Annotated in this window: 24 protein-coding genes; 23 read left to right on the forward strand and 1 reads right to left on the reverse strand. The window is 69.4% G+C overall.

Annotated features, from left to right (window positions below):
* Positions 1-52: 52 nt before the first annotated feature.
* From ASD11_RS05960 to ASD11_RS06070, 23 genes are all read left to right on the forward strand, one after another.
* Entirely contained in the window at positions 53-1,780 is a 1,728-nt protein-coding gene (locus ASD11_RS05960) for a GMC family oxidoreductase (RefSeq protein WP_056284542.1), read from the forward strand.
* A gap of 124 nt (positions 1,781-1,904) precedes the next feature.
* Positions 1,905-3,905: a threonine--tRNA ligase gene (gene thrS / locus ASD11_RS05965; protein WP_056284545.1), complete on the forward strand. Its 2,001-nt coding sequence runs from the start codon at positions 1,905-1,907 to the stop codon at positions 3,903-3,905.
* A 23-nt stretch (positions 3,906-3,928) separates the two neighbouring features.
* Positions 3,929-4,462, forward strand: coding sequence for an HIT family protein (locus tag ASD11_RS05970; protein ID WP_327019519.1), 534 nt, complete (start codon positions 3,929-3,931; stop codon positions 4,460-4,462).
* Positions 4,462-5,094: a phosphatidylinositol phosphate synthase gene (gene pgsA / locus ASD11_RS05975; RefSeq protein ID WP_056284549.1), complete on the forward strand. Its 633-nt coding sequence runs from the start codon at positions 4,462-4,464 to the stop codon at positions 5,092-5,094. Before ASD11_RS05970 ends, pgsA begins: the two co-directional genes overlap by 1 nt.
* Positions 5,095-5,155: 61 nt before the next feature.
* Complete coding sequence (gene pdxS / locus ASD11_RS05980; protein ID WP_056284552.1) at positions 5,156-6,070, forward strand: pyridoxal 5'-phosphate synthase lyase subunit PdxS; 915 nt, start codon at positions 5,156-5,158, stop codon at positions 6,068-6,070.
* Between the two features lie 158 nt (positions 6,071-6,228).
* Positions 6,229-6,801, forward strand: a complete 573-nt coding sequence (locus ASD11_RS05985) for an alternate-type signal peptide domain-containing protein (protein ID WP_056284554.1) — start codon at positions 6,229-6,231, stop codon at positions 6,799-6,801.
* 103 nt (positions 6,802-6,904) lie between these two features.
* Positions 6,905-7,438: a signal peptidase I gene (locus ASD11_RS05990; protein WP_162246463.1), complete on the forward strand. Its 534-nt coding sequence runs from the start codon at positions 6,905-6,907 to the stop codon at positions 7,436-7,438.
* Complete coding sequence (locus ASD11_RS05995) at positions 7,435-8,121, forward strand: LPXTG cell wall anchor domain-containing protein (protein WP_056284561.1); 687 nt, start codon at positions 7,435-7,437, stop codon at positions 8,119-8,121. Before ASD11_RS05990 ends, ASD11_RS05995 begins: the two co-directional genes overlap by 4 nt.
* Positions 8,102-8,821 (forward strand): SipW-dependent-type signal peptide-containing protein, encoded by a 720-nt coding sequence (locus ASD11_RS06000; RefSeq protein WP_056284564.1) that lies wholly within the window; start codon positions 8,102-8,104, stop codon positions 8,819-8,821. Before ASD11_RS05995 ends, ASD11_RS06000 begins: the two co-directional genes overlap by 20 nt.
* Positions 8,821-9,849 carry a signal peptidase I gene (locus tag ASD11_RS06005; RefSeq protein WP_056284567.1) on the forward strand — a complete coding sequence of 343 codons (1,029 nt, stop codon included), beginning with the start codon at positions 8,821-8,823 and terminating at the stop codon, positions 9,847-9,849. Before ASD11_RS06000 ends, ASD11_RS06005 begins: the two co-directional genes overlap by 1 nt.
* A gap of 192 nt (positions 9,850-10,041) precedes the next feature.
* Positions 10,042-10,638: a pyridoxal 5'-phosphate synthase glutaminase subunit PdxT gene (pdxT, locus tag ASD11_RS06010; RefSeq protein WP_056284571.1), complete on the forward strand. Its 597-nt coding sequence runs from the start codon at positions 10,042-10,044 to the stop codon at positions 10,636-10,638.
* 13 nt (positions 10,639-10,651) lie between these two features.
* Positions 10,652-11,410, forward strand: coding sequence for a YebC/PmpR family DNA-binding transcriptional regulator (locus tag ASD11_RS06015; protein ID WP_056284575.1), 759 nt, complete (start codon positions 10,652-10,654; stop codon positions 11,408-11,410).
* A gap of 137 nt (positions 11,411-11,547) precedes the next feature.
* On the forward strand, positions 11,548-12,072 hold the full coding sequence (gene ruvC, locus ASD11_RS06020; protein WP_056284577.1) for a crossover junction endodeoxyribonuclease RuvC: 525 nt from the start codon (positions 11,548-11,550) through the stop codon (positions 12,070-12,072).
* Positions 12,069-12,662: a Holliday junction branch migration protein RuvA gene (gene ruvA, locus ASD11_RS06025; RefSeq protein ID WP_056284580.1), complete on the forward strand. Its 594-nt coding sequence runs from the start codon at positions 12,069-12,071 to the stop codon at positions 12,660-12,662. The genes ruvC and ruvA overlap by 4 nt, the downstream gene beginning before the upstream one ends.
* Positions 12,663-12,664: 2 nt before the next feature.
* Positions 12,665-13,696, forward strand: coding sequence for a Holliday junction branch migration DNA helicase RuvB (ruvB, locus tag ASD11_RS06030; RefSeq protein WP_235503254.1), 1,032 nt, complete (start codon positions 12,665-12,667; stop codon positions 13,694-13,696).
* Between the two features lie 92 nt (positions 13,697-13,788).
* Positions 13,789-14,073 carry a preprotein translocase subunit YajC gene (gene yajC, locus ASD11_RS06035; RefSeq protein WP_156464612.1) on the forward strand — a complete coding sequence of 95 codons (285 nt, stop codon included), beginning with the start codon at positions 13,789-13,791 and terminating at the stop codon, positions 14,071-14,073.
* On the forward strand, positions 14,073-15,722 hold the full coding sequence (gene secD, locus ASD11_RS06040; protein ID WP_056284587.1) for a protein translocase subunit SecD: 1,650 nt from the start codon (positions 14,073-14,075) through the stop codon (positions 15,720-15,722). The genes yajC and secD overlap by 1 nt, the downstream gene beginning before the upstream one ends.
* Positions 15,722-16,831 carry a protein translocase subunit SecF gene (gene secF / locus ASD11_RS06045; protein WP_056284590.1) on the forward strand — a complete coding sequence of 370 codons (1,110 nt, stop codon included), beginning with the start codon at positions 15,722-15,724 and terminating at the stop codon, positions 16,829-16,831. The genes secD and secF overlap by 1 nt, the downstream gene beginning before the upstream one ends.
* 35 nt (positions 16,832-16,866) lie before the next feature.
* On the forward strand, positions 16,867-17,316 hold the full coding sequence (locus ASD11_RS06050) for a hypothetical protein (RefSeq protein ID WP_056284594.1): 450 nt from the start codon (positions 16,867-16,869) through the stop codon (positions 17,314-17,316).
* 8 nt (positions 17,317-17,324) lie between these two features.
* Positions 17,325-17,864: an adenine phosphoribosyltransferase gene (locus ASD11_RS06055; RefSeq protein WP_056284597.1), complete on the forward strand. Its 540-nt coding sequence runs from the start codon at positions 17,325-17,327 to the stop codon at positions 17,862-17,864.
* A 149-nt stretch (positions 17,865-18,013) separates the two neighbouring features.
* Positions 18,014-20,389: a RelA/SpoT family protein gene (locus ASD11_RS06060; RefSeq protein WP_082554197.1), complete on the forward strand. Its 2,376-nt coding sequence runs from the start codon at positions 18,014-18,016 to the stop codon at positions 20,387-20,389.
* Between the two features lie 71 nt (positions 20,390-20,460).
* The gene (locus tag ASD11_RS06065) at positions 20,461-22,029 is read left to right on the forward strand and encodes an alkaline phosphatase D family protein (RefSeq protein WP_235503255.1); all 1,569 of its coding nucleotides are present in this window, start codon (positions 20,461-20,463) and stop codon (positions 22,027-22,029) included.
* Between the two features lie 16 nt (positions 22,030-22,045).
* Positions 22,046-22,801 (forward strand): hypothetical protein, encoded by a 756-nt coding sequence (locus ASD11_RS06070; RefSeq protein WP_056284606.1) that lies wholly within the window; start codon positions 22,046-22,048, stop codon positions 22,799-22,801.
* Positions 22,802-22,803: 2 nt separating this feature from the next.
* Here ASD11_RS06070 and ASD11_RS06075 read toward each other — a convergent pair whose 3' ends face one another.
* Positions 22,804-24,042 (reverse strand): DUF349 domain-containing protein, encoded by a 1,239-nt coding sequence (locus ASD11_RS06075; RefSeq protein WP_056284609.1) that lies wholly within the window; start codon positions 24,040-24,042, stop codon positions 22,804-22,806.
* Positions 24,043-24,060 lie beyond the last annotated feature (18 nt).

Raw genomic sequence — 24,060 nt, forward strand, 5'->3', positions numbered from 1 at the left:
AGTGTGGCGACCTTATTGGCAAACTGTCAACAGTGGGTCTATCGTGTGGGCCATGGCACATGACTACGACGTCCTGGTGGTGGGCTCCGGCTTCGGCGGCAGCGTGACGGCGCTCCGGCTCACGGAGAAGGGCTACCGCGTGGGTGTGATGGAGGCCGGTCGCCGGTTCGCCGACGACGAGCTCCCCGAGACCTCCTGGCGGCTGCGCCGCTACCTGTGGGCCCCTTGGGCCCGCTGCTTCGGCATCATGCGCATCACGCTGCTCAAGGACGTGCTCATCACGAGCGGCGTAGGCGTGGGTGGCGGCTCCCTCGTGTACGCCAACACGCTCTACGAGCCGCTCGAGAACTTCTACGCCGACCCGCAGTGGTCGACCATCACGGACTGGCGGTCCGAGCTGGCATCGCACTACGTGCAGGCCAAGAAGATGCTCGGCGTCACCACGTACCCGGGCCACACCCAGGCCGACGACCTCGTGCAGTCCCTGGCCCGCGACTACGGCGTGGGGGAGACCTTCCACAAGGCCGACGTCGGCGTGCTGTTCGGCGACGAGCCGGGGGCCGACGTGCCCGACCCGTTCTTCGGCGGCGCCGGACCCGTCCGCAAGGCGTGCATCGACTGCGGCGCCTGCATGACGGGCTGCCGCCACAACGCCAAGAACACGCTGGTGAAGAACTACCTGTACCTCGCGGAGCAGGCCGGCGCCGAGGTGCACCCGCTCACGACCGTCCACGACGTGAAGCCGCTGGACGGTGGCGGCTACGCGGTGAAGACCCGACGCACGGGCAACGCGCTGCGTCGGCGCACGTTCACGGCCGAGCACGTGGTCTTCGCGGGCAACGCGCTCAGCACCCAGAACCTGCTGCACCGCCTGCGCCGTCGCTCCCTGCCGAAGCTGTCGGCGCGGATCGGCGAGCTGAGCCGCACCAACTCCGAGGCGGTCCTGAGCGCACGCTCCTTCGACCCCAAGGCCGACGTCACGCCCGGCGTGGCCATCACGTCGTCGTTCCACCCCGACGACTTCACCCACATCGAGCCCGTCCGGTACGGACGCGGCTCGGGCGCTCTGAGCCTCATGAACATGGCTCTGCCCGACCGGCCGGGTCCCGGCGGCCGGTTCCGTGCCGTGGTGCGCGGCTACCGCGTCATGGGCCTGCGCGGGACGCTGCGCCTGCACTCGCCGCGCCGCTGGGCCGAGCAGTCCATCGTCGTGCTGGTCATGCAGTCGCTCGACAACTCGATCACCACGTTCCTGAAGCGCGGCCCCTTCGGGACCAAGCTCTCGAGCAAGCAGGGCGAGGGTGAGCCCAACCCCGACTGGATCCCCGTGGCCGACCGCGCCGCCAAGGACCTCGCGGAGAAGCTGGGCGGAGTGCCGGGCAGCTCGTTCGGCGAGCTGGCCGGCGTGCCGCTCACGGCGCACTTCATCGGCGGCTGCCCCATCGGCACCACGATCGAGCACGGCGTCATCGACCCCTACCAGCGCATGTTCGGGCACCCGGGCCTCCACGTGGCCGACGGCTCGGCCATCACGGCCAACCTCGGGGTGAACCCGTCGCTGACGATCACGGCCCAGGCCGAGCGAGCCATGTCGTTCTGGCCCAACAAGGGCGAGTCGGACCCACGGCCGGCCCTCGGGGACGAGTACCGGCGCATCGACCCGGTCGCGCCCGCTCGTCCCGCGGTCCCCGAGTCGGCTCCGGCAGCGCTGCTCCTTCCCCTGCCCACGCTCCGCCCCGAGGCGGCCGCGAAGCCCGAGCAGGAGATCCAGCCCGTCTGAGCGCAGCCTGCTCGCGACCGACCAAGGCAGGGCTGGGCCCGGCACTGAGCCCGCCCGCCGATACGCTGGTACCAAGCAGCACGGCCCAGCCGTAGGGGTCGTCACGATCGAACGGGGTTCCCGCATGTCCGACCTGACCATCAGCATCGTCGACGGCGAGGGCGTCCGCCCCACCACGGTCGAGCCCGGCACCAAGGCCTGGCAGCTGTTCGCCGAGACCCCCGAGGTCGTCGCCGCGCGCATCGACGGTGAGCTCAAGGACCTCAGCGCCGATCTCGTCGACGGGCAGAGCGTGGAGCCCGTCGCCATCGACTCGCCCGACGGTCTCGACATCCTGCGCCACTCGGCCGCCCACGTCATGGCCCAGGCCGTGCAGGAGCTCTTCCCCGCGGCCAAGCTGGGCATCGGCCCGCCCATCACCGACGGCTTCTACTACGACTTCGACGTCGAGGAGCCCTTCAAGCCCGAGGACCTCGACGCGATCGAGTCGCGCATGCGCAAGATCGTCAAGGAGGGCCAGAAGTTCTCCCGCCGCGAGATCTCCGACGACGACGCCCGCGAGGAGCTGTCCGAGGAGCCCTACAAGCTCGAGCTGATCGGCCTCAAGTCGTCCGCCGACGGTGCCGGCATCGAGGGCGCCGCGGAGGGTGCGAGCGTCGAGGTCGGCGACGGCGGCCTGAGCATCTACGACAACCTCAAGCGCGACGGCTCGCTGGCCTGGAAGGACCTGTGCCGCGGTCCCCACCTTCCCACCACCAAGCGCATCCCGGCGTTCAAGCTCATGCGCTCGGCCGCGGCCTACTGGCGCGGCGACGAGAAGAACAAGCAGCTCCAGCGCATCTACGGCACGGCCTGGCCCACCAAGGAGGCGCTGGAGGAGCACCTGCACCGCATCGAGGAGGCGCAGCGCCGCGACCATCGACGCCTCGGCACGGAGCTCGACCTCTTCAGCTTCCCCGACGAGATCGGCTCCGGCCTGCCCGTGTTCCACCCCAAGGGTGGCGTCATCAAGCGCGAGATGGAGGACTACGTCCGCCGTCGCCACATCGAGGAGGGCTTCGAGTACGTCGGTACGCCGCACGTCGCCAAGGAGGGCCTCTTCTACACGTCGGGCCACCTGCCGTACTACGGCGAGGGGATGTTCCCGGCGCTCGACCTCGACGGCCAGGAGTATCGCCTCAAGGCCATGAACTGCCCCATGCACAACCTGATCTTCCGCTCGCGCCAGCGCTCGTACCGCGAGCTCCCGCTGCGGCTGTTCGAGTTCGGGCACGTGTACCGCAACGAGAAGTCGGGGGTCATCCACGGCCTCACGCGCGTGCGCGGGTTCGCGCAGGACGACTCGCACTCCTACGTCACGCCCGAGCAGGCGCCCGACGAGATCCGCCACCTGCTGCACTTCGTCCTGAGCCTGCTCAAGGACTTCGGCCTGGACGACTTCTACCTCGAGCTGTCCACGCGCGACGACACCAAGGACAAGTTCATCGGCTCCGACGAGGAGTGGGCCGTGGCCACGCAGGTCCTGTCCGACGTCGCCACCGAGACGGGCCTCGAGCTCGTCCCGGACCCCGGCGGAGCGGCCTACTACGGCCCCAAGATCTCTGTGCAGGCACGCGACGCGATCGGCCGGTCATGGCAGATGTCGACGATCCAGTACGACTTCAACATGCCGTCGGCTGATCGCTTCAACCTCGAGTACGTGGCGTCGGACGGCACGCGTCAGCAGCCCGTCATGATCCACTCGGCCAAGTTCGGCTCGATCGAGCGGTTCCTCGGCGTGCTCGTCGAGCACTACGCCGGTGCGTTCCCCCCGTGGCTCGCCCCCGTGCAGGCGGTCGGCATCCCCGTGGCCGAGCGTCACGAGGACTACCTCTACACGCTGGGCCAGCGCCTCAAGGGCGCCGGCATCCGGTTCGAGGTCGACAGCTCCGACGAGCGCATGCAGAAGAAGATCCGCACCGCGCAGACGCAGAAGATCCCCTTCATGCTCATCGTGGGCGACAACGACGTCGAGAACGACGCCGTCTCCTTCCGCTACCGCAACGGCGACCAGGAGAACGGCGTCCCCGTCGACGAGGCCGTCACACGGATCCTCGAGGCCATCGCCTCGCGCGCCCAGGTCTGAGTGCCACGACTAGGGTGACCGACGTGACTTCCGACCGGCTGCAGCGGCTCTGGGCCCCGTACCGGATGGCCTACGTGCGTGGCGAGGAGGCCGACTCCGGCGTCCTGCCCGACGACGGCTGTCCGTTCTGCCGCATCGCGGCGGGCGGCCAGCAGTCCGAGCTCGTCGTGCACCGGGGGGAGACCGCGTTCGTGGTGCTCAACCTCTACCCGTACAACCCGGGACACCTCATGGTCGTGCCCGACCGGCACGTCGCCGACTACACCGAGCTCACGGCCGACGAGACCGTCGAGGTCGCCACGCTCACCCAGCGTGCGCTCGCCGTCACGCGGGCCGTCTCGCAGCCGCAGGGCTTCAACGTCGGTCTCAACCTGGGCAACGTGTCGGGTGGCTCGCTCGCGCAGCACCTCCACCAGCACGTCGTGCCCCGCTGGGCCGGCGACGCCAACTTCATGACCGTCCTGGGGCAGACCAAGATCCTGCCGCAGCTCCTCGAGGACACGCGCGACCTCCTCGCCGAGGCCTGGGACTCCGCACCCGTCAGCAAGGAAGCCTGATGCTCGAACGATTCCGACAGTTCTGGACCAACGTCTGGGCCCCGCTCGCCGACCTCCTGCTCCGGCTCGGGGTCAAGCCCGACCACGTCACCATCGTCGGCACGATCGGTGTCACGTTCGGCGCTCTCTTCTTCTTCCCGCGCGGCGAGCTGCTCTGGGGCGTCCTCTTCATCACCGCCTTCGTCTTCAGCGACATCATGGACGGCTACATGGCACGCGCGTCGGGCCAGGCGAGCAAGTGGGGCGCCTTCCTCGACTCCACCCTCGACCGGGTCGGCGACGCTGCCATCTTCGGCGGGCTCGCCATCTACTACGTCTCGGTCCACGCCGAGGCCGACCTCGGCTCCACGCGCACGTACTTCTACCTCGCCCTGGCCTGCCTCGTGCTGGGCAACCTGACGTCGTACGCCCGCGCCCGCGCCGAGGCCCTCGGCATGCAGGCCAAGGGCGGCATCGCGGAGCGGTCGGACCGACTGGTCTCCATCCTCGTGATGACGGGGTTCAACGGGATCTTCAACGCCCCGTTCCTGACGGAGATCACGCTGTGGGCCCTGGCGGTGGCCAGCACGATCACGGTGTTCCAGCGCATGGCGATCGTGCACAAGCAGGCCGTGCAGGACCCGACGCTCTGATCCTGGTCTCGCCGGACGGGACGGCGTTGGGTCGTGCCGCCGTCGTTCGTATGATGGGGGAGTGAGCACCGAGAACCCCACCCCGTCCCCGTCCGCCGGTACCGGCACGTCGCGCGTCAAGCGCGGCATGGCCGAGATGCTGAAGGGCGGCGTCATCATGGACGTCGTCAACGCCGAGCAGGCCAAGATCGCCGAGGACGCCGGTGCCGTCGCCGTCATGGCGCTCGAGCGGGTCCCAGCCGACATCCGCGCGCAGGGTGGCGTGGCGCGGTCCTCCGACCCCGACCTCATCGACGGCATCATCGAGGCCGTCTCGATCCCCGTCATGGCCAAGGCCCGCATCGGTCACTTCGCCGAGGCGCAGATCCTTCAGTCCCTCGGTGTCGACTACATCGACGAGTCCGAGGTCCTCACGCCGGCCGACTACGCCAACCACATCGACAAGTGGGCCTTCAACGTCCCGTTCGTGTGTGGCGCCACCAACCTGGGCGAGGCGCTGCGTCGTATCACCGAGGGCGCCGCGTTCATCCGCTCCAAGGGTGAGGCCGGCACCGGCGACGTCTCCAACGCCGTCACCCACATCCGCGCCATCACCGGCCAGATCCGCAAGCTGCAGAGCCTGCGCGAGGACGAGCTGTACGTCGCGGCCAAGGAGCTCCAGGCCCCGTACGAGCTGGTCAAGGAGATCGCCGAGGCCGGCAAGCTCCCCGTCACGCTCTTCACCGCCGGTGGCATCGCCACCCCTGCTGACGCCGCGCTCGTCATGCAGCTCGGCTCCGAGGGCGTCTTCGTGGGATCGGGCATCTTCAAGTCCGGCAACCCCGAGCAGCGGGCGGCCGCGATCGTGCGCGCCACCACGTTCTTCGACGACCCCGACGTCGTGGCCAAGGCCTCGCGCGGGCTCGGTGACGCCATGGTCGGCATCAACGTCGACGAGATCCCCGAGCCGCACCGCCTCGAGACGCGGGGCTGGTAGGACCTCAGGCCCGGGCCTTTCGGACCTCCGAGATAGTCACAAACGACTATTTCGGAGGTTTTCGAACTTTTTCCGTCATTCCGGCGTCACATCCAGTTCGTCGGTCCGTCTTTGGTATGTCGCGCCACCAGGGCGCCACATCTGAAACGGAGCACATCATGAAGAAGTCGACCAAGGGCGCCCTCGCCGCCGGTGGAGCCGCTGTCCTGCTCATGGGCGGCGTCGGCACGCTGGCCTACTGGAGCGACAGCGCCACCATCACCGGCACGTCCATCTCGAGCGGCAAGCTCTCCATCACCGACGACACCTGCGGATCCTGGATCCTCGACAAGGGCGTCGTCGGCAAGGAGGCCACCTACGGCACGCAGCTCCTGGTCCCGGGCGACAGCCTGACCAAGGTCTGCACCTACAAGGTGAACGCCGCCGGCGCGCACCTCTCGGCCACGCTCACCACCCCGGCCACGGCCGGCGCCACCGGCACGCTCACGTCGGCGCCCACCAAGTCTCTGCCCGTCACGGCCTCGTACCAGGTCGCCACGGCTGCCGACGGCACCGGCGCGGTCCCCGCCGACACGACGATCGACTCGACCGACGACGGCAAGTTCCTGATCGCCACGATCAAGGTCGGCTTCCCCTACGGGTCCACCACGGTCAACGGCAACGACACCCAGGAGAAGGCCGCCACCATCGGCGACATCGCCATCTCGCTGGTCCAGGACGACAACCACTGAGCGACCCGCTCCGTTCAGGTCCGGACGGGCGGCGTGAGCCGCCCGTCCGGCACGGTGCAGAAGGCGATGGATGATGCGTAGCGCGACGAGATTCACCTTCCGAGTGGCAGTGTGGGCACTGCTCCTGGGGTTCGTCGCCATGCTCGTCGTCGCCGTCCTCGTGCCGCGTCTGGCCGGAGCAACCCCGTACACGGTCCTCACCGGATCGATGCAGCCCACCATGCCGCCCGGCACGTTGGTCGTGGCCAAGCCGGTGGACCCCGAGGCCCTCGAGGTCGGTGACGTCGTCACCGTCCAGCTGAGGTCGGGCCAGGACGTGTATGTGACGCACCGCGTCTCCGCCGTCAAGCACCGCCTCGACGGCACGACGTTGTTCGAGACCAAGGGCGACGCCAACGACACCCCCGACGGCGACCTCCGCCTCCCGGAGCAGATCCGGGGCGAGCGGTGGTACTCCGTGCAGTACCTCGGGTACGTCAACAACGTGCTCAACGGCCAGCAGCGTCAGACCGCCGTCTACGTCGTGGCCGGCGGCCTCATCGCCTACGCGGTCCTGATGATCGGGTCCGGCGTGCGCGACCGCACCAGGAAGACACCCGAGCCCGGACGACGGAAGAAGGAGGCGGTCGCGTCATGAAGCGTCACCTCCTCCGTCTTCTTGTCATGGCCATGACCCTGCTCGCCGCACCTGTCGCTGCACAGGCAGCCGACGAGCTCGGTCTCAGCACGGACGGAAAGACCTGGTCCTCCTCGCTCACGACGCCCCTCTTCGACCCGGACATGCGCTGGGTCCCGGGCGACACCGAGACGTCGGCCTTCTGGGTGCGCAACCAGTCCCAGGACCGCGGGACGCTCGAGATCGACGTGCTGGGGTCCCAGGTCGACAGCCTGCTCGAGACCGGCGACCTCTCGGTCGCCACCCGGGTCGGCAACGGCAGGTGGACCTCCATCTCCACCCCGGGTCGTCAAGAGCTCAGCCGCGCCACGGTCGCTGCACGTGACGTGCAGAAGGTGGCCGTCCGGGTCTCCTTCGACCCGTTGTCGCCCAACTTCTCCCAGCTCAAGGACCTCAGGCTGAACTTCGAGGTGCGCCTGACCCAGTTCTCCGACGTCGCCGCCGGCGGTGCCGGTCTCGACGGGAACGGCGACGGCAACGGCGCCAAGGGCGACGGCGACGGCGGCGGCCTCCGCGGCCTCCTTCCCGACACCGGGACCGAGATCGGCCTCACCTGGGCGCTCCTCGCCGGTGTCCTGCTCGGCGGCGGCCTCCTCCTCATCAGCACGAAGAACAGGAACGAAGATGCGTCAGACCTCCGGTAGCCACACGGCGCCCCGTCGCCGGGCCGAGCGACGCGCTGCCTCGACCTCGCGCTCCACCCGCCTGAAGGCCGCCCTGTGCCTCGGCGTCGTCGTCTGCCTCGGCAGCACCGGTACCTGGGCCTCCTGGTCCGACACCGGCACCATCACCGGCGCCACCATCAAGACGGGCACGCTCGACCTCACCGCAGGACCCTCCACGGGAGCGGAGAACCTCGTCGGGACCGGCACCGTGGGCGCCACGGACGCCGCCAGCAACTGGGACTACACCGCACTGGCCGTCAGCGACCTGGCGCCGGGGGAGAGCATCTCCAAGACGGTCGTCGTCAAGAACTCGGGTACCGCCCCCTTCACCTTCAACGGCACGGTCACCACCACCACGAACGATCTCTACGTCGCTGCCACGCCCACCCAGGGCCTCCAGGTCATCGTGTTCGACGGAGCGACCGCGGCCACCCCGACGGGCACCGCGGCCAACGGAGACCGGGTCGGAGGCTGCACCGGCGGCACCTCCACCTACAGCCAGAACCCCTCCACCAGCTCCACGACGACGCTCTACGGTGCCACCCCGGTGAAGCTCGTGGCCGGAGCCACCAGGTCGCTCTGCGTCCGCGTGATCCTCAGCTCCACGGCCACCAACACGCTGCAGAACAAGTCCACGAAGGTCGTCATGAAGCTCGACGCCACGCAGGCCACGAGCTGATGAGAAGCACCACGCTTCGCGACCGCGCCCTCACGGTCGGAGCCGTCCTGGGCTCCCTGTGCCTGGTCGCTGCCATCGCCTGCGCCGTGCTCGACGTCCGCCCGCTCGTGTTCCGGTCCGGCTCCATGAGCCCGTCCATCGGCACCGGCGCCCTGGCGTTCGCCAAGAACGTCCCGGCGGCAGACCTCTCCAAGGGAGAAGTCGTGAGCGTGAGCACCTCCTCCGGAGATCGCGTCACGCACCGCATCGTCTCCATCGGCCAGAGCGGTTCCGGTGAACGTCCGCTGCAGCTCAAGGGCGACGCCAACAAGAACCCCGATGCCGAGCTGTACCGCGTGGCCTCGGCCGACCGGGTGCTGTTCGACATCCCGCTCGCCGGCTACGCCGTCAGCTTCCTGCGCAGCGGGGCAGGGCTGTTCCTGCTCGGTCTGCTGGCGGCTGGTCTGGCCCTGGTCGTCCTGCGCCCCGGTGGACCTGACGACCACGGAGGACGTCGCAGCTCGGGTGGTCAGCGTCGCAGGCCGGGTGGACGTCGCAAGGCTGCCCGCCTCGCTGTCCCGGCCCTTGCCGGTGTCGTGACGCTGGCCGTCGCGGCGCCCGCCATGGCCACCTTCGTCGACACCGGCAGGGTCACCAGTGGCACCGTCGCCACGCGGTCCGTCACGGCAGCCGCGAGCATGACCTGCGCCAACAACAACAACGCGCTCGGCATCCCGGTCACCGCGACGCTGACCGTCCCCAACGCCGCCTCGAACCAGAACAACACGTACGTCATCGAGTACGCCTCGTCCGCCTCGGGGAACGCCACCTCGACGATGACGGTGGCCGTCGGGTCGGGCGCGACGACCTCGTTCACCGTGGAGAGCGGGTTCCTGGGCGGGTTCAGTGGATCCTCGGTCTGGGTACGGGTCTACACCGCTGCCTCACCGAATGCCCCCTACGCCTGGAAGACGACCGAGTTCCGGTCGTGGCGCCTCAACGTGTCGCTGCTGCTCGGACGAGTCAGCTGCAACTCATCGGTTGCGTGACCTGCACCGAGGTACATTGAAGACGTCGCCGGGGCGGGAGGAGTGCCCCTATCCGGTGATCGAGGGAGTCAACAGGTGCTGCCCCCGAGCGGCCTGGACTCTCTCAACGACCCAATCGGGAGGGAATCCGAGAGGGAGCGACGGCGGTGACCTTGCGTCACCGCCGTCGTGTTGCGTCCGTAGGGTGGTCCGGTGACCAGTCCCACCATCGGAGTGTTCGCCCTGCAGGGCGACGTCCGCGAGCACGTGCACGCCCTCGAGCGCCTCGGTGCCGACGCCATCGGCGTCCGCCGGCCGAGCGAGCTGGAGCGCTGCGACGCCATCGTGCTGCCCGGTGGTGAGTCCACCACGATGTTCAAGCTGGCCCGCTCGTTCGAGCTGTTCGAGCCGCTCGTCGGCCGACTCTCCGAGGGGATGCCGGCGCTCGGCACGTGCGCCGGGATGATCATGCTGGCCGACGAGATCACGGGCGGCATCGTCGGGCAGGAGACGCTCGGCGGCCTCGACGTCACGGTCCGGCGCAACGCCTTCGGACGTCAGGTCGACTCGTTCGAGGGCGACCTCGACTTCGTCGGGCTGGACGACCCGGTCCACGCCGTCTTCATCCGGGCGCCCTGGGTGGAGCGTGCGGGCCCCGACGTCGAGGTCCTTGCCTCGGTCGAGATCGAGGGCACCGATAGGATCGTCGCTGTTCGACAGGGGCATCTCATGGCCACCGCGTTCCACCCCGAGGTCGGGGACGACGACCGCGTCCATGGACTGTTCGTCGACCTCGTCACACAGCTGTAGAAGGGACCCCGCCATGTCAGGCCACTCCAAGTGGGCGACCACGAAGCACAAGAAGGCCGCCATCGACGCCAAGCGCGGCAAGATGTTCGCCAAGCTCATCAAGAACATCGAGGTCGCCGCGCGTACCGGCGGACCCGACCTCACGGGCAACCCCACGCTGTACGACGCCGTCCAGAAGGCCAAGAAGTCCTCGGTCCCCAACGACAACATCGACCGCGCCGTCAAGCGCGGCGGGGGTCTCGACGGCGCAGGCGTCGACTACACCACGATCATGTACGAGGGATACGGCCCGAGCGGCGTCGCGTTCCTCGTGGAGTGCCTCACCGACAACAAGAACCGCGCCGCCATGGAGGTCCGCACCGCCATGACGCGCAACGGCGGCACCATGGCCGACCCCGGCTCGGTGTCCTACATGTTCGGCCGCAAGGGCGTCATCATCGTCTCCGCCGAGCAGGAGGGCGGACCCACGAGCGAGGACGACATCCTGCTGGCCGTCCTCGACGCCGGTGCCGAGGAGGTCAACGACCTCGGCGGGTCGTTCGAGGTCATCAGCGACCCCAGCGACCTCGTCGCCGTCCGCACCGCACTGCAGGACGCAGGCCTCGACTACGAGTCGGCCGACGCCCTGTTCGTGCCGTCCATGAACGTCGAGGTCGACGTCGAGGGCGCCCGCAAGGTGCTGCAGCTCGTCGACGCGCTGGAGGACTGCGACGACGTGCAGAACGTCTTCGCCAACTTCGACGCCTCCGACGAGGTCCTCGCCGAGCTCTGACCCGCCCACCCCGAGATCTGCGGCTCCATCCACCGTTCTGCCTCGTCCGGATCGACGATCCGGTGGATGAGGCCGCGAATCTCGGGGCTCGGCGTGGCGCGCTGCCGGTTGGTGGACCGGACGGTTATCGTTCGAACATGCGTTCACACACGCGCGTGCTCGCGGTCGACCCGGGCCTGACGCGCCTGGGCCTCGGCGTCGTCGAGGGATCCGTCGGCCGACCGCTCACCATGGCGCACGTCGACGTCCTCACCACGCCTGCCGACCTGGCCATCGAGAAGCGTCTCCACCGCCTCGAGGCCGGGCTGGAGGCGGCGGTCGCAGCGCACCGTCCCGACGTCGTGGCCATCGAGCGCGTCTTCAGCCAGCACAACGTCCGCACCGCCATGGGAACGGCCCAGGCCAGTGCCATCGCGATGCTCGTGGCCGCGCGGCACGGGTTGCCCATGCACCTGCACACGCCGAGCGAGGTCAAGGCCGCCGTCACCGGGAACGGCCGGGCCGACAAGGCGCAGGTGGCCGCCATGGTCGTGCGCCTGCTGCGGCTCACCGAGGCGCCCAAGCCGGTCGACGCCACCGACGCCCTCGCGCTCGCCATCTGTCACATCTGGCGGGGCGCCGCCAAGACCAGGCTCCAGCAGGCCGTGGAGGCCGCCCGATGATCTCGTTCGTCCGCGGGCCGGTCGCGGCTCTCACGCTCAACGCCGTCGTGGTCGACGTCGGGGGACTGGGCCACCACGTGCTGTGCACCCCCGGGACCATCGCTGGCCTGCGGCTCGGCCAGGAGGCCCAGCTGCCCACGTCGCTCGTGGTCCGTGAGGACTCGCTCACGCTGTACGGCTTCGCCGACACCGAGGAGCGCGACATGTTCGAGCTCGTCCAGACCGCCAGCGGCGTCGGTCCCAAGGTGGCCCAGGCCATGGTCGCGGTGCTCCCGCCCGACCGGCTGCGCACCGCCATCGCCTCGGCCGACCATGCAGCACTCACCCAGGTGCCGGGCATCGGGCGCAAGGGTGCCGAGCGCATCATCCTCGAGCTCAAGGACCGCATCGGCGCTCCCGGCATCGCACCGGCACAGACGCCCGCGCAGATCTGGCGGGCGCAGGTCCACGAGGCACTGCTCGGTCTCGGCTACAACGCCAAGGACGCCGACCGGGCGGTCGAGCACGTGGCCGAGCAGCACCCCACCTCCGACGTCCCCGAGGTGCCCACGCTCCTGCGTGAGGCGCTGCGAGCCCTCTCCAAGGCGTGATGATGGACAGCATCGAGGAAGCAACCGCCGAGGACCGCGCGTTCGAGGCCGCCCTGCGTCCGCGCACCCTCGAGGAGCTGGTGGGCCAGGAACGGGTGCGTGAGCAGCTCTCGCTCATGCTCGAGGCCGCCGTCGGCCGGGGGAGCACCCCGGACCACGTCCTGCTCTCGGGTCCGCCCGGACTGGGCAAGACGACCATCGCCATGATCATCGCCAACCAGCTCGCAGCGCCGCTGCGCATCACGAGCGGCCCTGCCATCCAGCACGCCGGCGACCTCGCCTCCATCCTGTCCGGCGTCAACGAGGGCGACGTCCTCTTCATCGACGAGATCCACCGCATGTCTCGCCCGGCCGAGGAGCTCCTCTACATGGCCATGGAGGACTTCCGCGTCGACGTCATCGTCGGGAAGGGTCCCGGTGCCACCGCCATCCCGCTGGAGATCCCCCCGTTCACCGTGGTGGGTGCCACCACGCGAGCGGGCCTGCTGCCGAGCCCACTGCGCGACCGGTTCGGGTTCACCGCCCAGCTCGACTACTACGAGGCCGCCGAGCTCCAGCGCATCGTCGAGCGGTCGGCAGGCCTGCTGAGCCTCGAGGTCACGTCCGACGGCAGCGCCGAGATCGCGTCGCGCTCGCGAGGAACCCCGCGCATCGCCAACCGTCTCCTGCGCCGTGTCCGCGACTTCGCCCAGGTCCGGTCCGACGGCGTCATCGACCACGACTCCGCGCACGAGGCGCTGGCGCTCTACGAGGTGGACCCGCTCGGTCTCGACCGCCTCGACCGGGCCGTGCTCACCGCACTGTGCAGCAGCTTCGGCGGGGGACCGGTCGGCATCAGCACGCTGGCCGTGGCCGTGAGCGAGGAGCGCGAGACCGTCGAGGAGCTCGCCGAGCCCTTCCTCGTCCGACTCGGCTTCCTGGCCCGCACACCGCGGGGTCGGGTGGCCACCCCGGCCGCCTGGCGCCACCTCGGGCTCAAGCCTCCGGTGGGCGCGCAGCTGGAGATCGACCACCTCGACGCCGCGCCCGAGTGAGACCGGTCGGGACCACGATGGTTGCTGGGTTAAACTGACCGGCGGCCCAGGCCCGCACTCGTCCGGGCGCCCACGACCATCGGAGCAACCCCTTGAACGACCTCGTCGGCCTCCTGCCGCTCCTTCTCATCGTTCCGGTGTTCTACCTCCTGGTCCTTCGTCCAGCGCGGGCCCGGCAGCGCGACTTCCAGGAGACCCAGAAGGCTCTCTCGGTGGGCGAGAGGGTCATGCTCGCCAGCGGCATCTTCGGTGAGGTGGCCGACCTCGACGACGACGTCGTGCACCTGCGCATCGCTCCCGACACCGTCATCGAGGTGAAGCGACAGGCCGTGGCCCTCGTCGTCCCCGACCCCACTTCCCCGGAGGACGAGAACTGATGGCCGCGACTCGCAACAGCCGCACGCTGCCCAAGCCCAAGCGGACGCTGGCGATCTTCCTCGTCCTCGTCGTGGCGGCCTACGCGCTGCTCACCGCGCTCGACCTCACCAGCAGCAAGGGCGACGACTCCGTCTGGAAGCCGCGCCTGGGTCTGGACCTCCAGGGCGGCACCCGCATCACGCTGCAGGCCAAGGACGAGAGCGGAGGCAACATCGACGCCACCAAGCTCGCCGAGGCCCGCGGCATCATCGACCAGCGCGTGAACGCCACCGGTGTCACCGAGGCCGAGGTCACGACGCAGGGCGGCAACCAGGTGATCATCGAGATCCCCGGTGCCAACGAGTCCAAGATCGTGGACCAGGTCGGCAAGACGGCGCAGCTCCGCTTCCGCCTCGTGTGGGGGACCGGTCAGAGTGCCGTCTCCGCCGCGGACAAGAAGACTGTCGCGGACCAGCAGAAGGTCGTCGACTCCGTCGACTGGAAGAAGCTCAGTCTCGACCAGCTCATCCAGGCCGAGACCGGCGGCATCGCCTCGCTGCCCAAGGAGTACCAGAAGGCCACGGCGGCCCTGCAGCAGCAGCTCGCGTCCTTCCAGTGCACGAAGAACGTGGCCGTCGACGACGTGTCGTCCAAGCCGCTCGTCACGTGCGACCCCACCACCGGTGAGGTCCAGCTCCTCAGCCCCACGGTCATCGAGGGCACCGAGGTCAAGAAGGCCGTCCAGGAGTACACCACCCAGCAGGCGCAGTGGGTCGTCTCCATCTCGCTCAAGGGCGACGCCACCAAGGTCTTCGACCAGGTCACCAAGGCGCTCACGCCCACCCAGTCGCGGTTCGCGATCGTGCTCGACGGCCAGGTGCTGAGCGCTCCCACGTCGCAGGCGCACATCCAGAACGGTCAGTCCCAGATCTCCGGCAGCTTCACCGCCACCTCGTCCAAGGCCCTCGCCGACCAGCTCAAGTACGGCGCCCTGCCGCTCACCTTCACGCTCAACGGCAGCTCCTTCGAGGGGCCCACCCTGGCCGGGACCCAGCTGAAGGCCGGTCTGGTGGCCGGTGCCGTCGGCATGGTGCTCGTGATCGTCTACCTGCTCCTCTACTACCGAGGTCTCGGCCTGGTGGCCATCGGCTCGCTGCTTGCAGCCGCCGCCGTCACCTACGCCCTCGTGCTGCTGCTCGGCAAGGGGCTCGGCTTCACGCTCACCCTGCCCGGCATCGCCGGACTGATCGTGGCCATCGGCATCACGGCCGACTCCTTCATCGTGTACTTCGAACGACTCCGCGACGAGGTGCGCGACGGCAAGTCGCTGCGCCTGGCCGTGGAGTCCGGCTGGGAGCGCGCGCGGACCACGATCCTGGCCGCCGACGCGGTCTCGTTCCTGGCTGCGCTGATCCTGTACATCTTCGCCATCGGCGTGGTGCGGGGCTTCGCCTTCGCCCTCGGTCTCACCACCCTCATCGACATCGTGGTGGTCTTCCTGTTCACCAAGCCCCTCGTCACGCTCCTGGCGCGCACGAAGTTCTTCGGCCAGGGACACAAGCTCTCCGGCCTCGACGCCGACCACCTCGGCATCGCCGGCCGGCGTGTCGACCGCACGGGAAGCGCTCCTGGCGCTCGAACCGTGAGCACTGACGGAGGGGAGGCCTGATGGGCCGCATCAGCGAGTTCGGGCACCACCTCTACGAGGGCCGGATCTCCTTCGACTTCGTCGGACGTCGCAAGCTCTGGTACACCGTCTCCCTGCTCATCGTGATCGTCGCGGCGCTCGGGTTCTTCGTCCGCGGCTTCAACATGGGCATCGAGTTCAAGGGCGGCGTCGAGTTCACCGCCAAGGTCCAGACGGCCAACTCCAGCGCCGTCGACGACCTGACGAAGGCGGTCGAGGAGTCCGGCGTCGCCGAGGCGGCCGACCCCATCGTCAACACCTCGGGCGACAACACCATCCGCATCCAGACCCGGGCCCTGTCGGCCGACGAGGCACAGACCGTCACCGACGCCATCAGCGAGTCCGGCGCCACCGAGGTGAGCCAGAACCTGATCGGCCCGTCGTGGGGCAAGCAGGTGGCCAACAAGGCGCTCACGGGACTGCTCGTCTTCCTCGTGGTCGTGGTGCTGTTCATCTGGGCGTACTTCCGCGAGTGGCGGATGTCCGTCGCAGGCATCGTCGCCCTGGCGCACGACCTCATCATCACGGCGGGTGTCTACGCCTGGTCCGGGTTCGAGGTCACGCCGGCCACCGTCACCGGTCTCCTCACGATCCTCGGCTACTCGCTCTACGACACCGTGGTGGTGTTCGACAAGGTGCGCGAGAACACCAAGAACGTCTTCAAGTCCAACACCCGCACGTATGCGGAGCAGGCCAACCTGGCCGTCAACCAGACACTGGTGCGCTCCATCAACACCTCGGTCACCGCCCTGCTCCCCGTGGCGGCGCTGCTCGTCGTGGGTGCAGGCGTCCTCGGCACCGGTCCCCTCAAGGACCTGGCCCTCGCCCTGTTCGTCGGCATGGCCGCCGGAACCTACTCGTCCATCTTCATCGCCACACCGCTCGCCAGCCAGCTGCGCGAGCGCGAGCCCGACGTCAAGGCGCACACCAAGCGTGTGCTGGCCCGGCGGGCGAAGGACGGCACCGTGTCGGCTTCTGACACAGTGGTGGCAGCACCCGCGGCTCCAATCCGCGCGGTGAAGACGTCTGGATCGGCTCGGCGCTCGCAGCCCACGCGCAGCTCACGGTCCGGTCGCAAGAACGGTCGATGAACCCACCGCACGCCTGATCAACCCAAGGAGATCCCATGAAGACCCCTCTGGCCCTCGCCTCGGCCGCGCTCGCCCTCGGAGTCCTCGCCGGCTGTGGCGGAAGCGACGCCGACAGCGACTACTGCAAGGACCTGAAGTCGGCCTCGAAGCAGTTCGACTCCCTCAGCTCGAGCGACGTCTCGCAGCTCGACGAGGCCTTCAAGACGTTCCACAAGCTCGCCGACGAGTCGCCCAGCGACATCGAGAGCGACTGGAAGACCCTCGACGGCGCCATCACGACCGTCGAGAAGGCGCTCAAGGACGCCGGCCTGAAGTTCAGCGACTTCGCCAAGATCCAGCAGGGCCAGATCCCCGACGGCGTCGACGTGGCCAAGCTGCAGGACGTCGCCAAGGAGTTCTCCTCCTTGAGCGGTGCCAAGTTCACGAAGGCGTCCAACGCCATCGAGAAGCACGCCAAGGACACCTGCAAGGTCAACCTGAGCTGATCCGCTCCATGACCTCCTCCGCATCGGCCGCCCCGGCGCTCATCGAGCGCTGGGTGCGGCCGATCGCCGACTGGCCCCAGCCCGGGGTCACGTTCCGCGACGTCACCCCGCTGCTCGCGCAGCCCGACGCCTTCGACGCCGTCATCGAGGCCATGGCCGACCAGGTCAAGGCCCTCGGACCCGTGGACGCCCTCCTCGGGGTGGAGGCTCGCGGGTTCATCCTCGCGGCGCCGCTGGCCCTGCGTCTCGGGATCGGCTTCGTGCCGGTGCGCAAGGCCGGCAAGCTGCCGGCCGAGTGCGTCAGCGCCGAGTACGCCCTCGAGTACGGCACGGCCACCATCGAGATGCACGCGGACGCCCTGCAGGCGGGTCAGCGGGTCGTCGTCGTCGACGACGTCCTGGCCACCGGTGGCACCCTCGAGGCGGCAGCATCGCTCGTCGACGCGGTGGGCGCCGAGGTCGTCGCACACCTTGTCATGATCGAGCTGGCCGCCCTGGGCGGTCGTGCTCGCCTCGCCCATCCGGTCTCCACCGTCCAGACCTACTGAAGGCTCCTCGTGAACCCACGCCAGGCCCGTCTCGTCGCGATCGTCCTCGTCGCGGTCCTCGTGCTCGTCACGGCGGCCACGCTCGTGGAGCAGCTGCTCTGACCTGACGTGCGGCTCCGCCGCCCCCGCCTGACCGTCCAAGCCCTACGATGGAGGGCACGACAGGAGGACGTGTGGCAGACCGCATCGAGACCGACCCACCCGCGGCCGAGACCAAGGGCGCTGAGCGTCCCGGGGAGACGGCTCCGGCCTCCGTGCGCGTGCGCAGCCGTCTGGCCCGCATGGGTAATCGGCCCGGATCCTCGACGGCCGTCCTCGATCCGCTCCTCCTCGTCTACCGCTCCACGCACCCCAAGGGCGACGTCGAGTCCATCCAGAAGGCCTACGAGGTCGCGGAACGGATGCACGACGGGCAGAAGCGCAAGAGCGGCGATCCGTACATCACCCATCCGCTCGCGGTCACGACCATCCTGGCCGAGCTGGGCATGACGGCCCCGACGCTCTGCGCGGCGCTCCTGCACGACACCGTCGAGGACACGTCGTACACGCTCGAGCAGCTCCGGGCCGACTTCGGCGACGAGGTCGTCCAGCTCGTCGACGGCGTCACCAAGCTCGACAAGGTCAAGTACGGCGACTCGGCCCAGTCCGAGACCATCCGCAAGATGGTCGTGGCCATGAGCCGCGACATCCGGGTGCTCGTCATCAAGCTCGCCGACCGACTGCACAACATGCGCACGCTGAGGTACCTGCGCCAGGACAAGCAGGAGCGCATCGCCACCGAGACCATCGAGATCTTCGCGCCCCTGGCCCACCGCCTCGGCATGAACACCATCAAGTGGGAGCTGGAGGACCTCGCGTTCGCCACCCTGCACCCCAAGGTCTACGACGAGATCGTCCGGCTCGTGGCCGACCGCGCGCCGTCGCGGGAGCAGTTCCTGGAACGCGTCGTGGGCGACGTCGAGTCCGACCTGCGCCACGCCAAGGTGAAGGCCACGGTCTCCGGACGGCCCAAGCACTACTACTCGATCTACCAGAAGATGCTCGTGCGCGGACGCGAGTTCACCGACATCTTCGACCTCGTCGGCGTGCGCATCCTGGTGGACTCCGTGGCCGACTGCTACGGCGTCCTGGGCGTGCTGCACGCCCGGTGGAACCCGATCCCCGGACGGTTCAAGGACTACATCAGCGTCCCCAAGTTCAACATGTACCAGTCGCTGCACACCACCGTGATCGGTCCGCAGGGCAAGCCCGTCGAGCTCCAGATCCGTACGTTCGCCATGCACCGTCGCGCCGAGTACGGCGTGGCCGCGCACTGGAAGTACAAGGAGGACGCCACGGCGCGCTCCGGGGGCGGCAAGAACGGCACCAAGGGGCGCAAGGACGGCGAGGCTCCCAACAGCGACGACATGGTGTGGCTGCGCGAGCTCATGAACTGGCAGTCCGAGACCGAGGACTCCACCGACTTCCTCGACTCGCTGCGCTTCGAGATGAACAGCGGCGGCGTCTACGCCTACACACCTCGCGGCGACGTCATGCAGCTGCCCGAGGACTCCACCCCGGTCGACTTCGCCTACGCCGTCCACACCGAGGTGGGCCATGCCTGCATCGGTGCCCGGGTGAACGGTCGGCTCGTGTCCCTGGAGTCGCCACTCAAGACCGGCGACGTCGTCGAGGTCTTCACGTCCAAGTCGCCCGATGCCGGTCCGAGCCGCGACTGGCTCGACTTCGTCAAGAGTCCGCGGGCACGCAACAAGATCCGGCAGTGGTTCACCAAGGAGCGACGCGAGGAAGCCATCGAGAACGGGCGCGACCAGATCGCGCGCCAGCTCCGCAAGGAGAACCTGCCGCTCCACCGCATCGTCAAGCACGACACCCTCGACACCATCGCCAAGGATCTCGGGCTGCCCGACGTCTCGGCGCTGTACGCGGGGGTCGGCGAGGGCAACGTGGGCGCCCAGAACGTCGTCGAACGCGTCCTCACCCTGGCCGGAGGCCGTGAGGGGGCCGAGGAGGACCTCGCCGAGGGCACCACCATCGCGCGCTCGGGCAGCAGGCGAGGCAAGGTCAACCACGGTGAGGCCGGCGTCGTCGTCGAGGGCGTCACGGGAGAGCTGCTCGCCAAGCTGGCGCGCTGCTGCACCCCGGTGCCGGGCGACGACATCTCGGGCTTCGTCACGCGAGGCGCCGGCGTGTCCGTGCATCGTTCCGACTGCGTCAACCTCGAGTCGCTGCGCAACCAGCCCGAGCGCATCGTGGCCGTCCACTGGGCGCCCACAGCCAAGAGCACCTTCCTCGTGGCCATCCAGGTGGAGGCCCTCGACCGTCCGAGGCTCCTGAGCGACATCACCCGGGTCATGTCCGACCAGCACGTCGACATCATGTCCGCGGCCATCACCACTGGCCGCGACCGGGTGGCCCGCGCCAAGTTCACGTTCGAGATGGCGGACCCCAAGCACCTCGGGCACGTGCTCGCCGCGGTGCGGCACGTCGAGGGTGTCTTCGACGTCTACCGCGTGACGCAGTAGGTCCATCTTCCGGTCATCCCTCGTTCGCCTGCGCCGGACAGCCTGGCGTCATGACATCGGGGGATCTCATCGTGGACAGACGCGCACTGGTGCGCGCGGCAGGGCTGGGCGTGGCCGGCCTGGGTGCGGCCGTGGCACTGCCGGGGACCGCGCTCGCCGGGCCGCGCCCCGCCCCGGCGCTCGTGCGCTCCGGCAGGCCCGGGCTCACGCACGGCGTCCAGGCGGGCGACGTGCACGGGCACGAGGCCACGGTGTGGGCCCGTGCCGACCGTCCCTCGCGGCTCGTGGCCGAGGTCTCCCGGGATGCCTCGTTCCGGCGCAGCGTCACGGTGAGAGGGCCGGCCGTCTCGGGGCTGACCGATCTCACGGGTCAGTGGACGCTGCGCGGGCTGCCCTCCGGCACCGACGTGCACTACCGCATCCGAGCGGTCGACCTGCACGACCCGCGGCGGTCGGGAGCTCCGGTCGCGGGCCGCTTCCGCACGCTGCCCCGGCGCCCCGACGACATCCGCTTCCTGTGGTCGGGCGACATCGCAGGACAGGGCTGGGGCGTGAACCCGGCCTACGGCGGCTTCCGCATCGCCGACGCGATGATCAGGCGCGACGCCGACTTCTTCCTGTGCAGCGGCGACAACGTCTACGCCGACGGGCCGGTGCAGCAGTCCGTGGCGCTGCCGGACGGCAGCACGTGGACCAACCTGGTGACCGAGGAGAAGAGCAAGGTCGCCGAGACCCTCGACGAGTACCGCGGCCAGTACAAGTACAACCTCCTCGCCGACAACTGGCGCCGGTTCCTGGCCACCACCGCGCAGATCACGCAGTGGGACGACCACGAGGTCACCAACAACTGGTACCCCGGGGAGATCCTCGACGACCCCGCGTACACCGAGAAGCGCGTCGACGTGCTGGCCTCCCGGGCCCACCGGGCGTTCCACGAGTACGTGCCGGTGGCCGACATCTCGCCCGACCCCGACGGCCGGGTCTACCGGGTCGTCCACCACGGACCGCTGCTCGACCTGTTCGTGCTCGACATGCGCACGCACAAGGACCCCAACACGGCCAACCGCGAGTCCGGGCCCGACGACGGTGGCGTGCTGGGTGAGCGCCAGACGCGTTGGCTCATCGAGGAGCTCCGCCGGTCCAGGGCGACGTGGAAGGTCATCGCCAACGACCTGCCCATCGGCCTCGTCGTGCCCGACGGGACCACGGCCCAGGAGGGTGTCGCACAGGGCGACCCCGGCCGTCCACTGGGCCGCGAGCGCGACATCGCTCGGGTGCTGACGGCCCTGCAGGAGTCGGGGATCCGCAACCACGTGTGGCTCACGGCCGACGTCCACTACACGGCGGCTCACCACTACTCGCCCGACCGCGCCGCCTACCAGCGCTTCGACCCGTTCTGGGAGTTCGTCTCCGGACCACTCAACGCCGGGGCCTTCGGACCCAACGCCCTCGACGGCACGTTCGGCCCGAAGGCCGAGTTCGTGGCTGCGGCACCCCACGCCAACACGGGCCCGGGGGAAGGCGCACAGTTCTTCGGCGAGGTGCAGATCGACGGCCCCTCACGTGAGCTGACGGTCACCCTGCACGACGTCGACGGCAGGAGTCTCTTCTCCAGGACACTGGCCCCACGTCGTCGGTGACGGATACGCTCCCCGCATGTCTCGGGGGACGCTGGGTGCGCTGCTGCTCGTCCTGGCACTCGTCGGGTGTGGCGGTGCAGTCCGCGAGTCTGCAGCCGACGACGTGGCGGACGATGCGGCCGACCTGGTCGAGCAGGACTGGTCTCGCACGGCGGGGCAGGCGAAGGACGGATCTGACCTGGCAGCCGCGGCGGCGGCGACCTTCAGGCTTGCACGGCTGTCGTCGGGCGTCACGGCGCTCGAGGCGCTCTCCTGGGCGGGTCGTACCGGCACCGAGGAAGGCGCCGAGGTCGTGCTGCGGATCACCGCCCACGTGGACGAGTCCAACGACGGGACGTTCGGCTCGACCGTCGGAGCCAGTGATGCCCAGCGGTGCTACCGCTTCACCGTCGGGGCGAACGGCAACCGGCACGCGCACGAGCGCGAGAGCATCGCGTGCCCGAGCGGAGCGACGGCCGGGTCACCGACGTTCGCGCCGGAGGAGAAGCTCCCGGCCGACGTGCAGTCCAGGATCGAGCGCACGCTCAGGCGCGCGACACCCTCGTCGCTCCAGGCCGAGGCCACCGCGGCCTTCCCGCGCCTGGCCGTCTCGGCCGGGTCGGACGGACGACGTCTGGTGCTCGCCGTGGGCACCGGCCCCGGAGGCGACTGCGAGGTCGGCGTGCTCGAGGCCGCGGGCGACGTGAGCTTCCCGGGCGGGTTCCCCCGGGAGTGGCTCATGGCGGGGGAGCTGGGCTGCTCCGCAGACCTCGTGCTGAACCCGCCGCTCTAGCCTCAGCCGAAGTCGGCAGCCGCGGCCTTGGCCATGGCGAGGAACGACTCGTTGGACTCCAGCTTGGCCGTGAGGTCCTTGACCTTGCGGGCGTCGCCGGCGGCCTCGGCCTTGGCGAGGGAGGCACGGGTCTCGTCGATGGCACGCTCGAGCTTGCCGATCATGTCGTCGGCGCGAGCGGACTTCTCGGGGTCGCTGCGCTTCCACTCCTGGTCGCCGGCGGCGCGGATGGCCTGCTCGACCTTGCGCAGACGTCCCTCGAGCTCGTTGATCTGGCCGCGCGGGACCTTGCCGGCGGCCTCCCAGCGGTCGGCGATGTCGTGCCAGGCCTTGCGAGCGGCCTCGAGGTCCTTGATGGGCAGGAGCGCCTCGGCCTCGACGAGGATCTGGAGCTTGACGACGGCGTTGGCCTCGAACTCCTTGTCCTGGGCGGCGTTGGCCTCGTCGCGTGCCGTGAAGAAGACGTCCTGGGCGGCGCGGAAGCGCTTCCAGAGCTTGTCCTCGACGTTGCGCGGCGCGGAGCCGGCGGCCTTCCAGCGGGACATGAGCTCGCGGTAGGCGGTGGACGTCGGGCCCCACTCCGTGGAGGACGAGAGCTTCTCGGCCTCCTCGATGAGGGCCTTCTTGGTCTTGGCGGCGGCGTCGCGCTGCTCGTTCTGCTCGGTGAAGTGCGCCTTGCGGTGCCGCGTGTAGGTGGTGCGCGCCGAGCTGAAGCGGTGCCAGATCTCGTCGTCGGCGGACTTGGTGAGGCGGGGGAGCGCCTTCCACTCCTCGAGCAGGGCACGCAGGCGGTCGGCACCGTTGCGCCAGTCCGTGCCCGCAGCGATCTTCTCGGCCTCGTCGGCGATGGCGATCTTCTTGACCTTGGCCTCGGCCTGAGCCGCCTCACGAGCGGCCTTGCGCTCCTCGCGGGCCTTCTCGATGGCGGGGGAGAGCGCGTCGAGCCGTGTCTGGAGGGTGGCGAGGTCGCCGAGCGCGGCGGCGTCGGTGATGTTGGTGCGTGCCTTGTCGAGCGCCTTCACGGCGTCGTCGGGGGAGAGATTGCCCGTCTCGAGGCGCTTCTCCAGCAGGTCGACCTCGGTGACGAGGTCGGCGTAGCGGCGCTCGTAGAAGGCGAAGGCCTCGGTGGGGTCCTCCCCGACGGCCCACTGCCCGATGAGGCGTTCTCCGTCAGTGGTCTTGAGGTACACGTTTCCGTCGGCGTCGACGCGGCCCCAGGCGTGCTCGGCGGCAGTGGTCATGCGGACAGTCTAGGAGGA

The sequence above is a fragment of the Aeromicrobium sp. Root495 genome (assembly GCF_001426755.1).
Lineage (GTDB): Bacteria > Actinomycetota > Actinomycetes > Propionibacteriales > Nocardioidaceae > Aeromicrobium.

Excerpts from the sequence above, each read along its gene's own strand:
- ASD11_RS05960 (WP_056284542.1), top strand. The coding sequence starts at position 53 with ATGGCACATGACTACGACGTCCTGGTGGTGGGCTCCGGCTTCGGCGGC.
- thrS (WP_056284545.1), top strand. The coding sequence starts at position 1,905 with ATGTCCGACCTGACCATCAGCATCGTCGACGGCGAGGGCGTCCGCCCC.
- pgsA (WP_056284549.1), top strand. The coding sequence starts at position 4,462 with ATGCTCGAACGATTCCGACAGTTCTGGACCAACGTCTGGGCCCCGCTC.
- ASD11_RS05985 (WP_056284554.1), top strand. The coding sequence starts at position 6,229 with ATGAAGAAGTCGACCAAGGGCGCCCTCGCCGCCGGTGGAGCCGCTGTC.
- ASD11_RS05995 (WP_056284561.1), top strand. The coding sequence starts at position 7,435 with ATGAAGCGTCACCTCCTCCGTCTTCTTGTCATGGCCATGACCCTGCTC.
- ASD11_RS06000 (WP_056284564.1), top strand. The coding sequence starts at position 8,102 with ATGCGTCAGACCTCCGGTAGCCACACGGCGCCCCGTCGCCGGGCCGAG.
- ASD11_RS06005 (WP_056284567.1), top strand. The coding sequence starts at position 8,821 with ATGAGAAGCACCACGCTTCGCGACCGCGCCCTCACGGTCGGAGCCGTC.
- ASD11_RS06015 (WP_056284575.1), top strand. The coding sequence starts at position 10,652 with ATGTCAGGCCACTCCAAGTGGGCGACCACGAAGCACAAGAAGGCCGCC.
- ruvC (WP_056284577.1), top strand. The coding sequence starts at position 11,548 with ATGCGTTCACACACGCGCGTGCTCGCGGTCGACCCGGGCCTGACGCGC.
- ruvA (WP_056284580.1), top strand. The coding sequence starts at position 12,069 with ATGATCTCGTTCGTCCGCGGGCCGGTCGCGGCTCTCACGCTCAACGCC.
- ruvB (WP_235503254.1), top strand. The coding sequence starts at position 12,665 with ATGGACAGCATCGAGGAAGCAACCGCCGAGGACCGCGCGTTCGAGGCC.
- secD (WP_056284587.1), top strand. The coding sequence starts at position 14,073 with ATGGCCGCGACTCGCAACAGCCGCACGCTGCCCAAGCCCAAGCGGACG.
- secF (WP_056284590.1), top strand. The coding sequence starts at position 15,722 with ATGGGCCGCATCAGCGAGTTCGGGCACCACCTCTACGAGGGCCGGATC.
- ASD11_RS06050 (WP_056284594.1), top strand. The coding sequence starts at position 16,867 with ATGAAGACCCCTCTGGCCCTCGCCTCGGCCGCGCTCGCCCTCGGAGTC.
- ASD11_RS06055 (WP_056284597.1), top strand. The coding sequence starts at position 17,325 with ATGACCTCCTCCGCATCGGCCGCCCCGGCGCTCATCGAGCGCTGGGTG.
- ASD11_RS06060 (WP_082554197.1), top strand. The coding sequence starts at position 18,014 with ATGGAGGGCACGACAGGAGGACGTGTGGCAGACCGCATCGAGACCGAC.
- ASD11_RS06070 (WP_056284606.1), top strand. The coding sequence starts at position 22,046 with ATGTCTCGGGGGACGCTGGGTGCGCTGCTGCTCGTCCTGGCACTCGTC.
- ASD11_RS06075 (WP_056284609.1), bottom strand. The coding sequence starts at position 24,042 with ATGACCACTGCCGCCGAGCACGCCTGGGGCCGCGTCGACGCCGACGGA.